General features: G+C 37.5%; 14 protein-coding genes and 1 tRNA gene. 9 read left to right on the forward strand and 6 right to left on the reverse strand.

Annotation, left to right across the window (positions count from 1 at the left end; translation table 11 throughout):
* The first annotated feature begins 229 nt into the window (after nt 1-229).
* Together RV13_RS17845 and RV13_RS17850 are read left to right on the forward strand one after the other, a co-directional pair.
* Nucleotides 230-1,144 (forward strand): ABC transporter ATP-binding protein, encoded by a 915-nt coding sequence (locus RV13_RS17845; RefSeq protein WP_010746285.1) that lies wholly within the window; start codon nt 230-232, stop codon nt 1,142-1,144.
* Nucleotides 1,134-1,934 (forward strand): ABC transporter permease subunit, encoded by an 801-nt coding sequence (locus RV13_RS17850; protein ID WP_010746286.1) that lies wholly within the window; start codon nt 1,134-1,136, stop codon nt 1,932-1,934. Before RV13_RS17845 ends, RV13_RS17850 begins: the two co-directional genes overlap by 11 nt.
* 41 nt (nt 1,935-1,975) lie before the next feature.
* Here RV13_RS17850 and RV13_RS17855 read toward each other — a convergent pair whose 3' ends face one another.
* The 4 genes from RV13_RS17855 to RV13_RS17870 all read right to left on the reverse strand — a co-directional run bounded on the left by RV13_RS17855 (nt 1,976) and on the right by RV13_RS17870 (nt 5,743).
* Nucleotides 1,976-3,139 carry a glycerophosphodiester phosphodiesterase family protein gene (locus RV13_RS17855; protein ID WP_231371773.1) on the reverse strand — a complete coding sequence of 388 codons (1,164 nt, stop codon included), beginning with the start codon at nt 3,137-3,139 and terminating at the stop codon, nt 1,976-1,978.
* A gap of 588 nt (nt 3,140-3,727) precedes the next feature.
* On the reverse strand, nt 3,728-4,327 hold the full coding sequence (locus RV13_RS17860) for a TVP38/TMEM64 family protein (protein WP_010746288.1): 600 nt from the start codon (nt 4,325-4,327) through the stop codon (nt 3,728-3,730).
* A gap of 188 nt (nt 4,328-4,515) precedes the next feature.
* Nucleotides 4,516-4,965 (reverse strand): threonine/serine exporter family protein, encoded by a 450-nt coding sequence (locus RV13_RS17865; protein WP_010746290.1) that lies wholly within the window; start codon nt 4,963-4,965, stop codon nt 4,516-4,518.
* A 25-nt stretch (nt 4,966-4,990) separates the two neighbouring features.
* On the reverse strand, nt 4,991-5,743 hold the full coding sequence (locus RV13_RS17870; protein ID WP_010746291.1) for a threonine/serine exporter family protein: 753 nt from the start codon (nt 5,741-5,743) through the stop codon (nt 4,991-4,993).
* A 393-nt stretch (nt 5,744-6,136) separates the two neighbouring features.
* Between RV13_RS17870 and RV13_RS17875 the strand changes: the two genes are divergently transcribed.
* Together RV13_RS17875 and RV13_RS17880 are read left to right on the forward strand one after the other, a co-directional pair.
* Nucleotides 6,137-6,709 carry a TetR/AcrR family transcriptional regulator gene (locus RV13_RS17875; RefSeq protein ID WP_010746292.1) on the forward strand — a complete coding sequence of 191 codons (573 nt, stop codon included), beginning with the start codon at nt 6,137-6,139 and terminating at the stop codon, nt 6,707-6,709.
* A gap of 41 nt (nt 6,710-6,750) precedes the next feature.
* Nucleotides 6,751-6,838 (forward strand) — tRNA-Ser (locus RV13_RS17880).
* A 111-nt stretch (nt 6,839-6,949) separates the two neighbouring features.
* On the opposite strand, the gene RV13_RS17885 is transcribed toward RV13_RS17880, so the two are convergent.
* Nucleotides 6,950-7,933: a hypothetical protein gene (locus RV13_RS17885; RefSeq protein WP_010746293.1), complete on the reverse strand. Its 984-nt coding sequence runs from the start codon at nt 7,931-7,933 to the stop codon at nt 6,950-6,952.
* Nucleotides 7,934-8,171: 238 nt separating this feature from the next.
* Between RV13_RS17885 and RV13_RS17890 the strand changes: the two genes are divergently transcribed.
* The 5 genes from RV13_RS17890 (at nt 8,172) to RV13_RS17910 (ending at nt 11,287) form a co-directional block, all read left to right on the forward strand.
* The gene (locus RV13_RS17890; protein WP_060789553.1) at nt 8,172-8,399 is read left to right on the forward strand and encodes a hypothetical protein; all 228 of its coding nucleotides are present in this window, start codon (nt 8,172-8,174) and stop codon (nt 8,397-8,399) included.
* Nucleotides 8,400-8,725: 326 nt separating this feature from the next.
* On the forward strand, nt 8,726-9,109 hold the full coding sequence (locus RV13_RS17895) for a hypothetical protein (RefSeq protein ID WP_010746295.1): 384 nt from the start codon (nt 8,726-8,728) through the stop codon (nt 9,107-9,109).
* A gap of 41 nt (nt 9,110-9,150) precedes the next feature.
* Complete coding sequence (locus RV13_RS17900) at nt 9,151-9,747, forward strand: DUF2922 family protein (RefSeq protein ID WP_010746296.1); 597 nt, start codon at nt 9,151-9,153, stop codon at nt 9,745-9,747.
* Nucleotides 9,748-9,923: 176 nt separating this feature from the next.
* Nucleotides 9,924-10,706: a hypothetical protein gene (locus RV13_RS17905; RefSeq protein ID WP_010746297.1), complete on the forward strand. Its 783-nt coding sequence runs from the start codon at nt 9,924-9,926 to the stop codon at nt 10,704-10,706.
* 80 nt (nt 10,707-10,786) lie between these two features.
* On the forward strand, nt 10,787-11,287 hold the full coding sequence (locus tag RV13_RS17910) for a flavodoxin family protein (RefSeq protein WP_010746298.1): 501 nt from the start codon (nt 10,787-10,789) through the stop codon (nt 11,285-11,287).
* Between the two features lie 47 nt (nt 11,288-11,334).
* Here RV13_RS17910 and RV13_RS17915 read toward each other — a convergent pair whose 3' ends face one another.
* The gene (locus tag RV13_RS17915) at nt 11,335-12,141 is read right to left on the reverse strand and encodes a Cof-type HAD-IIB family hydrolase (protein ID WP_010746299.1); all 807 of its coding nucleotides are present in this window, start codon (nt 12,139-12,141) and stop codon (nt 11,335-11,337) included.
* Between the last annotated feature and the right edge of the window lie 175 nt (nt 12,142-12,316).

A 12,316-nucleotide genomic window follows, 5' to 3' on the forward strand; every position in this document is an offset into this window, starting at 1 on the left:
GGGTCACCAACACTAGATATTATAGAGCCGAAAGAGATTCGGGCTTTGAAAGAGGCCCGAATCTTTTTGTCTGCTTCTAAGTGAAACTATGACTATTAAGTATCGTAAGGAGTGATTTTACAGTCGTAAAGTTAACAAATAGTCCATTGAACACTTAGATTAGAACTAATACAATAAGAGTATATAGAGAGAGTCATTCTATCCAATGAATAGGAACGAGGGATTGTAAATGAATGCTATTGAAATTAAACAATTAGAAAAGACATTCAAAGGAGGTAAGAGAGCGTTAGAGACGATTAGCCTAGTTGTTCCTCGAGGGACAATTTTTGGTTTCTTAGGGCCTAATGGGGCTGGGAAAACAACGACAGTTAAGCTTCTAAACGGAATTTTAACTCCTTCGGGAGGAGAAATCCGAGTACTTGGTTTTGATCCTGTCCATGAAGCTGAAAAACTTCATCAAGAGTCGGGGGTATTAACAGAGCATGCAGGAATGTATGATCATTTAACGGGGATAGACAATCTTTGTTTCTTCGGTCAGCTGTTTGGATTGACAAAAGAGGAAAGCGAAACACGGGGAAGGGAGCTATTGAAAAAACTAGATCTTCTGGATGCTTCAGAGGTGAAGCTTAAGAGCTATTCCACGGGTATGCGGCAACGACTATCGTTAGCGAGAACGCTGATTCATCGACCAAAGGTGTTGTTTTTGGATGAGCCGACTAGCGGTCTTGATCCTGAGAGTACAAAAAGTGTGAATGCGCTTTTGCTAGAATTATCAAAAGAAGAAGGAACAACGATATTTTTGTGCACGCATCAATTGAGATATGCTCAAGAAATTTGTAATGAGTATGGGCTGATGGACAAGGGTCATTTGCTAGCTTTAGGAAGCTTGGAACAATTGAGAGAACAAATCTTTAATCACTATAAGGTAATCATTGAAACGGACTTGATGCCAGAAACTATTCAGAGTAAAAAAATTGAAGAGGATACCTATGAACTTTCCTTCAAAGAAAAAGCAGAGGTTTCTCAATTAGTTAAAAAAATCGTTCAAGCAGGCGGAAATATCTCACAGGTTAGGCCAATGGATTATTCACTGGAAGATATTTATTTCGCCTTATTAGAAGGGGGAGAAAAAAATGTTCAGTAGTCGTCAAAAGGCTGTTATGAGTAAAGACATACGAGGGATTACAGAAAATAAACGCTATTTCTCTGTTTTGACGATTCTTCCATTGATTTTTTCTGTAGCATTTCCGACCATGATGCTGTTGACCGTCTTATTAAGTCCGACAGATTCCTCTTCCTTTACTGAAATGGCACGGATTTTACCAGATTTCCAAAAACTGAATCAAGAACAGTTGGTTTATGAGCTGCTCTCTTTAATGGTCAATAATGTGATTCCGATTTTCTTTTTAATCATTCCGATTATGACAGCAAGTGTCATGGCGGCCAGTTCATTTGTTGGAGAGAAGGAAAAACGAACGTTGGAAACATTGTTTTATTCACCTTTGTCCATTCGAGAAATTTTCCAAGCAAAAGTATATGCGTCATTTTTTGTAGGAATTTTGATTACGTATGCTTCCTTTCTCCTAACCGTGATTGTGGTTGAAGTAGTGGTCTATATTTTTAAAGGGATCTTGCTTCCGTTTAGTCTTAATTGGCTGTGGGTGATGCTTCTAATTGTTCCAGCGATCACAATTATTTCTATCGTTTTAATTGTAAAAGGATCAGCTAAGTCTATGACGATCGAGGAATCACAACAAAAAGCAGCCTTTTTGATTTTACCTTTGGCGTTGCTTCTTGTTGGCCAATTCACTGGTATCTTAGTTTTTGGGGGATGGGTCGTCGTCTCCATCGGTCTAGTATTGTTAGGAATTGCGCTTCTCTTATTGAGATACGCCATGTCCGGTTTCACCTATGAACGTTTGTTGGAACGTTAGTTAAAATGAAAGCAGCAACCAATCGGTTGCTGCTTTTCGTTTTAATCGAACCATAAAATGCTAGCGGTTTGTGCTTTTATATCGTCGGAAGAGCCAGAAAAGACAGTCAGGTCATCAGATAAAAGACCGGTCACCTGTTGGAAGCGGAACATAGAGGCTTGCTGTTTTGTATTAACTGGCCAGACATAAACACCCTGTTTCTGATGGCGGAGCGCCTGAATCAAATCGCTATTGGCAGTTCTGGATTCAATGTTCACGAAATCTAATGTGTTTTTGGGACTGCCTAATAGATCAAATGGCAAAATATAGCCGACTTTCAATTTGGGAAATTCTTTTTTCATTTGGTTAGCCGTATCAAGATCCATACTTTGTAATTCATGTCTTGCTAGGTTCTTTTTCAGAGGAATCAGTTGGTGCACGATTGATTCTTTCGTCTTAGCGGTGACCTTTAGTTCAATGAGCAGCTTTTGATTTAATTGATTTGCCGTTGCCAGGTAGTCAGTAAATGATGGAATGGTGCTCGTATAGCCATTTTCCTTTAGCGTGATATCTTTTAATTCTTGCCAAGTCGATTCATCGACTCGTTTATTTTTATTGGCTAATGTTTTCAGGTCTTCATCGTGCATTACCACTAAGTGATGATCGGCCGTTTCTTGAACATCCATTTCAACAAAATCAGGGCGTCGTTCGTAACTTGTCCTTTTCAGAACCTCAATCGAATTTTGAACACCATTATGATTAGAAACACCTCTGTGGGAGATGGTTAACGCAGGAGTTTGCTGTTGAACATGAAAAGCGTGCGCATAATGAAGAGAATAAAGACCTAAGCAAGAAAAGATGGTCAAGCTAAGCCAAATGACGGCGCCTTTCGTTCTTGATTCGCTGGCAAGAGGGCCCTTATCTGATGAAGCCAAATAAAGAAAGAAGAAGGTCCATAAAACATTTTGCAGAACACGATAGAGGAGCAGCAGAAACATAGCACTAATTTGTCTGGCTATAAGTTTTGTCGCCCAAATAAAACCGATTTTAATCAGAAAGCTAGTAACTAAAAAGAAGATCGGTATCACAAAAAAAAGTAGGAATTGCTTAGGGAAACTATAACGTGTTTTTTGCCAGCTCAGCCAAACACTTTTTTTTAGCGAATGATTTTCTTTAAGGTATTTAGGCGCTAAAATAGATCGGTACAGAAGGTATAGTAGAATCAAGTAAAAAATGCCTATAACTGGTAAAATTTTCCAACGATAAAGAAATAGAAAAGATAAAACCTTAGCCGGAAGAGGCTGCCAAACCAGCAGCATCTGATAAAAGCGAAAGAAAAAAATAGGGGATAGAATCAACCAAAACCCAAAACTAGTGAATGCTGACTTTAAAGAAAAATTTTGAAAATCAGTTTCGTTCGATTGGATTTGACTATAGAGACTACCGTATAAAAAAATCAATGCCACAAAAAGAAGTAGATAAAAGGGTGAGTAAAGGTTATTTAAAAAACTCTGTCTAAAAAATAAAAAGAGACCTTCTGTTAAGAAGGGAAGACCAAAGCTGAGAAGCAGAAAATTATATAAAGAAAAGGTACCGAAAAAATAAGTAAAATACTTTTTTATGGAATTCATAGTTCCTCCTATGGTTCTAAAAGAGATTCGCTTTTTAAAAAGCAAGCAATCTTCTAATTAACAGTGATGAATGTGTAGCTGGTCATTCATTATTATCTGTTTCTCCTGTAAATAAAGTATGAATTTTTTACGCCAAAACTTTGAAATTTCAATCGAAAGATGAACAAAAAAAAGTCCACTAAATTAGTGGACGAGTAAGCTAGATAATAAGTTGCCACCTTGCAGTAAAGCCAAGCTATATAAGAAAATCGAAGCTGGTTTAGCTAAAAAGATGATCGCGCTATATTTCTTGAAGGACATGTTCGTCAGACTAGCCATTAAACATAAGGCATCATCTGGTGCGACAGGTAAGAAAATTGCTAAGGCGAACAATTTTTCAAAGCGAGGCTGATCATCGAGCCAATGACTGTACTTCTGATATACCTTATCACTAACAAGATGCATAATCAAGGGCTTCCCATAGTGTCTTCCCATCAAGAATAGAATGAGGGAACCAATCACTATCCCTACATAGTTATAAACAAAGCCCCAATATGGACCGAAAATCAAAACCCCAGCTGCGAGGCTGATTCCCCCGGGAATAATTGGAATCACGACTTGAATGATCTGAATCAGAACGAAAATGAGCGGTCCGGCGATCGGTGAATGCCCGACGAGCTGTCTTAGTGAATTCATATCATTAAATACTCCTAAGCGATAGAAGTAAATAGTCAAACTAACCGTTATGGCAATACCCATTAACGAAATTAAATTTAATAGCCTTCTGGATTGAACAACACTCATCTGATTCATCTCCTTTGTCTTTCTTAAGTGAAGTATATAGGATAAATTCACAAAATGCATAGGTCTGAGGTTGTAATTTATAAATATCCGGCGAAACTTAAAATATTTTTAGGAAATCAAAGAGAGCGTTTACAATATCGAGCTGATAGTAATTTAAAAAGCAGAAAAAATTCTGCTTTCACCTTGATCTATTTTAGTTGAAAATTTGAACGAGTTCTTTTTAGTGCTCGTTCAATTAAATTTGTGAACATGAATCCAATCGCAATTGCTCCAGCTGTAACCAAAACAGTGACCACTTTTTCCATTGACTCAGTAAATTCTTGGTTCATCATATATCGGACAGCCATGTAAGCAGGTCCGCCAGGAACTAATGGAACAAGACTGGGGACATTAAAGACAATGACGGGCATATGCATGACTCGTGAGAAGAAAATACTAATTAGTCCGATCATCATCGCACCCAGGAAGTTAGAGATGCCAATATTTTGATGACAGTATGTTTGTAGAATCCAAAAGGTCATCCAACCTGCGGCACCTGTGAAGCCGCAAGCTAAAAAAGCTCTGCGCGGAATGTTAGTAATGACACTAAAGGCAATTGTACTAAACATACTGAATAGAAAATTGATAACAAAAGTCATAAGAGACCTCCCAAAAAATATTTTTCTAAAAGAAATTAAAGGCAACGATAATCCCGCCGCCAATTGCCCCCGCGATAAATAAAGCTTCTGTCCCACGGGCAACACCACTAATTAAATGTCCTGCCATAATGTCACGAAAGGCATTAGTAATAGCCAAACCGGGGACTAGTGGCATAATTGATCCTATAATCAAGCTATTAACATCACGAGCGACGGAAAAAGAAACGGCAAGTAAAGACAAGCAACCAATAACTAATGCAGCAACGAAGTCGTTCAAGAATTTCATACGTAGCTTGTTTCCGAAAAAGGTATGGACAGCAAAGCCGACCATGCCGATCATAAATGTTGGAATAAAGTCGAACCAAGTCCCGTTGAGAATAATCATCAGCGTACTGCTGACAATTCCAGCGGAGATAATCTTCCATAAGTAAGGAAAGTCTGGTGTGGCATCATCCACTTCTTCTAAATACAAATAAAAATCAGGTAAAGAGAGTTCGCCATCTGCGAATTGTCTTGAGCCTTGATTGACGGCAGTCACCTTTTCTAGATTAATCGACTGTGGGGTAATCTGGATGACTTGGCTGTTTTGTTCAGAAGGAAAGCCAACAATCAATCCGGTCGCAGTCACATAGGTTTGAATATCGTCTAAACCAGCATTAATAGCAATGCGCTTCATCGTGTCCTCCACGCGATAGACTTCAGAACCGGATTCCATCATGATCTTTCCGGCCTTTAAGCAAGTATTTAAAACGAGTTGCGCATAATTTTGTTGTTCCATTAAGCTAACCACCTTTTTCTATTTCTCTACTATAGTAGAGAAAATAAATTAATTAAACAAGAAAAAGAATAAGGATTGTCACCGAACGCTAGAGAAAGTATAATAAAGTAACAGTGGAATTTTTTTTTAGCGATACTGTTTTTACTTTAAAGAAACAAAAATGTCTTCAAATGTATAACGACTCTTTTAAATTTTAATAATTTAAAGGAATATTTCCTAAACTAATAAAACGGTTACACTCCCTTTATAAGGAAAAATTGTAGAATAACCACGCAATTTCAAAAAAAAATTCAGTAAATTTAGATAACATCTTGCTTAAGGGTTGCAAAACTAATCAGTTTTTGATTAAAATAAAATGACAGTAAAAATAATAACATTCTGGGAGGAATTACAATGAGAAGAAAAGTTTATACAAAAGACCAGATTCTAAAGGCTGCCTATGAAGTTGTCGAAAATGAAGGTTTTTCTGGATTTACCGCGCGAAACATTGCCAAAAAAATGGGGATCAGTACACAACCAATCTATTTAGAATTTAAAAACATGAGCGATCTTAAAAACACATTGCTCGATGAAATTTGCAATCACCTATACTACGATATTTTCCCAGAAGTTCGCACAGGTGATACGATCATTGATTTAGGCTTGAGCTATGTTTACTTTGCAAAAGAACAAAGCAATCTGTACAACGCATTGTACGTTCAAGAGTATGGCGGCGGGAAAAAAATGCATGACTTTTCTTACAATTATTTCCACCAGCTGATTGTAGAGCATCCTAAATATAAGAATTTATCTGAAAAAAGAATCAATGCGTTGCACGTGGGAACTTGGATCTGTGTGACAGGAATCGCGACGCTGATGTCTTCAGGTATCATCGAACCGACTCAGGATGAAATCGTTCATTTAATGAACCGTACGATCACGAATATCTTAGAAGAAGAGGATACATCTGTATTAGATACATTATAAAATCTTGACATTTAAACGAAAAACGGTAAGATAAATGGTGCGGAAGGTTGGCAGAGTGGTAATGCACCGGACTCGAAATCCGGCGAGCCGCAGTAATGTGGTGCACGGGTTCAAGTCCCGTACCTTCCTTACATTCTACCGAATTAAAAGCCAGAAACATTTGCAGCAGGACTGTCAATGTTTCTGGCTTTCTTGTTTTATAGAGTAAGAATTCGAATCGTTTTTTTCGACTATCCGAGTTTAGATTTCTACGGGTATTGGTTCACAATCGTTGGCCTTGAGGAATGCATCGAATGATCCGTACAACTCTTGGATTCGTTCCGTATGACCGAACTCAGAACTTTTAGGAACGCTATCAACGATTACAATAAAGGTGTGCAGTTTCCTAGACAGCTCTTCCTTGGATAAAGGTTGATTGTTTTCAGGAGTATCCAGTGTAAATCCTTGACTTTGGATAAAGATTTTGTAAGAACCAAAATGTTTTTTTATTTGATGTAAATAGCCGAATTCTTGAATAGATGGGACTCGGTCGTACTTATCAACGAATAAGTGAAGCTGTTGAACTAGCGCTTTTTTGGATACTTTCTTTTCATATTCCGTTGATTGAAACTTTCTTTTTTTAGTGGCCTGTGAGTTGAAATACAATTCCTCATAACCATTAGCCTTTAAAAATTCAAAATAAGAAGAATAAAGCTTATAGATATAATGTGCCTTTCCTAGTTCACTCATGGTAGGTGTCCGACCATTTTTCTTAACAAAATCGTTTAGTCTAGTAATCACGGTTTCTATTACTTCTATATCGTTCAAGGTGATCAAAGGTTGTTTTCCTACTTGTAAAGATGGAGAAGTAAAATATAAATTACCGTATCCGTTCGCCTTAATAAACTCTATATAGGAGGTATAGTATTTATAAATTCTATAGCCCCGTTTAAGTTCCTTTATTCTCGGGGTGCGATCGTGCTTCTTAACGAAGGCGTGGAGTTCGTTGGCCAATTGCTCTTTTTCCTTTGCATTTTCAAGCCTGCGTAGTGAAGCCTTTTCTGGTCTGCGACCTACGTATAAATGCTCATAACCATTTTTTTTAATAAATTCAAAATAGGACCCATAGTATTTATAGATAAGTTGCTTATAGCCGAATTCTTTCATTCTAGGTGTTCGCTCATGTTTTTTCACGAATGTATGTAATCTTTTTATGATAAATTTTTTTGTATGTATTTTCGTCATCCGAATAACCTCCATTTTATTCCATCAATTTCTTTATCATTGGATTATTTGTTAGAAGAATACCATAATCAGGAAGAGAAAACGTTCGCAACTTTTTTCATTTTTTTATTAGAAAAGAGTATTTTGTTTAAAATCATTTCCCAGAAAAAAGAATTGGTTTAGAACACTATTCTTTTATCGAGTGCGTTGTTCCGATTTTTGGTATACTTAGGCAAAACTTATAGAGGGGTAGATGGCTATGGAAGAGACGGTATTCTTTAACCTAAGCAATGCAATCGCAGCAAAACGTGACCCGAAGGAGTTAATCAAAGAAGCTCAGATCGTCAAAGATAATCGTGATCCGCTTGGGAAATTAGTGATTGTAGAAGGCAAAGAAGGGGAGTCGCTTATCTTATTTGATTTAGCAGATCAGGAAGAACCTTCTGAACAGACCGAGCCTTTTAAGGTTAAAAAAATTATTGATTAAGTATAAAATCCTCTGTTCGACTGAATAGAGGATTTTTGTTGACGCTTTATCAAACAAATGGTCATAAATCTAGAAAACCAACTAAACATTTCAAGCCTTTTGACATTTTTTTAACAAAGAAAAAATTATTTTATCTACCAGCAAGCTTTGATAATTAAAAAAGAATTACTATTATTTAATTATTTTAAAAAAGCTGAAGTAGAATTTTTGATTCAAGTCCTTTATGGTTGACTTGTGGGTTTTTCGAGGATAAGGGTTGTTAATGATGAGAGATGTATTTTTTCACTATAGTTAAAAACACAGTGCAATTGAAAAGGAGAACGTTCATGAAAGATCATGGGTTAGGGCGTGAACAGCTGTTTTCTCTAAAACGTGTCACATTAGAGAAAAGAATTAAGCTGTTTTTTAAAGAAACAAAAGATAGTAATAGCGCGATCGAAATGTTGGTAGCGCTTCAAATAAGAGATGAATTATGTGAAGACGATTTTTCGTTTATGTTGGCGGATGTAGCTAAGTATATTTTTCTTCGTACACGATCGAATGCGATTTTGCGCAGGTATTACATTTATTTCATGGAATATTTTGATAAGAAGGAATGGCGTCTGTTGTTGATCAAGTTATTCCCGACAAAATCATATATCTTGGAAAAATTAAAAACTTTATATAGCCAATTTATTAAAACGCCACTAGCAGGACTAGTAGGTTCATGACGATAGCAAATAGCTAACAAAAAAAGAAAGGAGAGAAAAGAATGATTGTCTCAACGACCTTAGATGCTGAGTTTGAGAAAAGCAATGGAAGGAAATGCCATTTACGTTTGAGAAATGTTGATAAAAGTAAAACTGCAGAAGAAATCAAATCTTCTTTAAATAAATTATCCAAGTTAAGCTTGTTTGAAAAAGAGGGGGTCCATCAATTTCATACGTTAAAGCATGCAAAATATATCGATAAAATAGAAACGGTAATTTTTGATAAACGGAACCAAGAAAAAGAACAACAACCTGTTTCAGAACCTGTTATGACAGAAAAGGAAACGGAAAATACCAAGCTACTAGAGAGCTTAACGATTGAAGAAGAGCGGCCTGAATCAGGAAAACTGATTCAAACAGTGCAGTTATCAGAAGGGTTTGATCCAATAAAATTGACTGAAAGTCAAAGAATGGCTGTAGTTCTGGCTTGTCTGCCAGAGGGGTATTCATTAGAAAGTGCTCAAATTGATACTAAAGTAAAACCAGCGAGATATGTATTTACAGAAAGACAAAAGAAAGAGCAGTCTGTAGAGGAGCCGCCTCAGAAAAAGGGACGATTACGTAAACGGCTACTAGAGCGGATTCGAAAGCGGGAATAAATTTTTGCATCAAAAGTTTCTGTGGTGACTGCAAGAGAACCTGAGATAGGTCTATTTGATGTGCATACATGAAGTAATGCTTGTTTTCATAGTAATTGAAACTTTTCGAGCCAAATTGTTCGACTCCCAAATGCTTTTTTTATAAGCTATAGAAAAAAGATTTGAGGAGAAAAGTGATGATTCAATTGACAGTTGAAATAGAGGCGAGTACTACGAAAATCCAATTCGATGGACAAGGGACGATGGTAATTTATCGAGATCTAAAACAGGTCCCAGCCCTAGATAGTGAGGAACTGCTGCTCTATTATAAAGGGCGTGAGGTTCAGACAATTGATTATAATCAAAAAATCGACAAAAAAGTCTTGAAAGAAGCCAATCAGCTGGTGACCATCAGTGTTCCTTGGGATATTGAAGGACGAGAATTAGCTCAACAAATGTTGGCTGTTTGGAATGAAAATTCGCTGAAAACCAACGGCTTATTTGAAGAGCAAAAAATAGCGTCAAATCATTTTTCAGTCGTGGCGAAGTACCAAAAGGAATTGTTCGAGATTCTAACAACTTTTGGTTTTGAGAATGAAAAGGTTAAGGCTAAACCAGCGAAGGCGCAGCATCGTTGGAACAAAAAAGTCAGTGAGATTCCTTTTTATATTGATTATAACGATGCTAAGGGAGAAGTTGTGTGGCAAAAGAGAAATGAGATGGTACTAAAAGCAGGTGCTAAGCTCACACAAAAGATGCCTTTGAATAAGGACGGGTCAATTGGATTTAGTGCGCGTTTAACAGAAAAATTACGAGCGGATCACGCTCATCAGATAGCGAATTTTATCACGACGGAAGATATTGTATTGAAAAGTGTCAATGAGGTGGGCATCTTTTTATACTATGCTGGAACAAATGGCTGGCTCGTTTTGAAGGATAAGGATGGCAAAACCATTGATGAATATACAGTAGTGAAATAGAAGTGCAGTTGCGCTTCTTTTTTTGTTGAAAACATCCCTTGTAAAGAGGTACCATCAAAGAAAAGAAGGGAGCGGTTTGAGTGAAATTAGCAGTCATCTATTATAGTAAGACAGGGCAAACAAAAGAGATGGCAGAAATTATTGCTGGAGGAATGCGAAAAACAGGCAGTGATGTGAAAGCCTTTTCGGTGGATGAATCCATGGATAGGGAGTATTTAAAAGAAAGCTCAGGAGTCGTTTTTGGCTCCCCGACGTATCTGGCGACGAGTCATTGGCGCCTCTCGCAATGGCTTTTAGAGGACAGTAGCAATCTTTCATTAGCCGGAAAATTGGGTGGTGCATTTGCGACCGCTCATTATGCACAGGGAGGGAGCGACAGCACGATTCTCTCCATGTTAGGAATTTTACTAGTAAAAGGAATGCTGGTGTATTCAGGCGGTTCAGCTTTTGGCAAGCCCTTTATTCATCATGGCCCCGTTGCTTTAGATGCAGTGGGAGATCATTATGAAGAATCAAAAGCGCAGTTTGAAATTTTTGGACAGCGTTTTGCGGAGAAGGCGCTGGAATTATTTGAAGCATAAAAAGGCTGGGGGAAAGAGAATCAACGTCGATTCTATCCCTCAGCTTTTTATAAGTCTAGATATTTCGTTAAATAATCAGCCATGCCATCCTCGGTATTTGGCTTATCGGTAACATCATTCGCAACGGATTTTACTTGATCCGTCCCATTAGCCATGGCAACGCCCCAACCAGCGAACTTCAGCATTTCTACATCGTTATGTTCGTCTCCGAAAGCGAGAATATCTTCCTGCTTCATATTCAGATGATCAATGACACGTCGTAACCCATGAGCCTTTTGGATTCCCTTGGCAACAACTTCTAGGATTGGGTTCGGTCCGCCCCATGTATTCACTTCAACTTCATGGCCATATTGTTGTTTCAATTCTTCAGAAACACTGCCAACATTTTCAGGCTGGCTGCGCAAAAGAACAGAGGTTGGATTCGTCCGTAATGTATTTACAGTTAAGAGATTTTCATTCGTAGCGAAGTCACTGGCAAAGAAGTGCTGATCAAAGAAATTTAAATCGTCAATAAAAAAGGTTTCACGATTTTCCGCAGCAATGAAATCTAGTTTCAAATTTTTCTTTTCTGCCATCAAATCAAACACGATTTTGCGGTTAAAGGATGTTTCTTGTTCACCGTCCCACTGTTTATCAGGCAAATGGACAAGGGCGCCGTTAAAATTAATCATCGGCGTTGTTAATTGCAATTCTTGATAAAAGTTTTTACTCATGCGGTAAGGGCGTCCGGTCGCGATGACGACAGAGTGACCATCTTGAATCGCACGGCGTAAAGTTCTCGCGGTTTTATCAGTAATTTTTGAGTCTTGATTCAGTGTAGTCCCATCTAAATCAATAGCGATTAATTTTTTCATAAAAACTCCTACTTTCAATTTGTTTTAGTCTAGCACATCCATTAGAAAACGCAACCGTAGCGCTTTAAAAAGATGGAAGTATTAGAAAAAATTCAACTTCTTTGAGAGAGGAGAAAAGTTTTTTTGGTCAGACTCTGCTATAGTAGATACATGAAAATGGCGAGAAAGGGGATTC

The organism is Enterococcus raffinosus (assembly GCF_001886185.1).
In the GTDB taxonomy this organism is placed as follows: domain Bacteria; phylum Bacillota; class Bacilli; order Lactobacillales; family Enterococcaceae; genus Enterococcus_A; species Enterococcus_A raffinosus.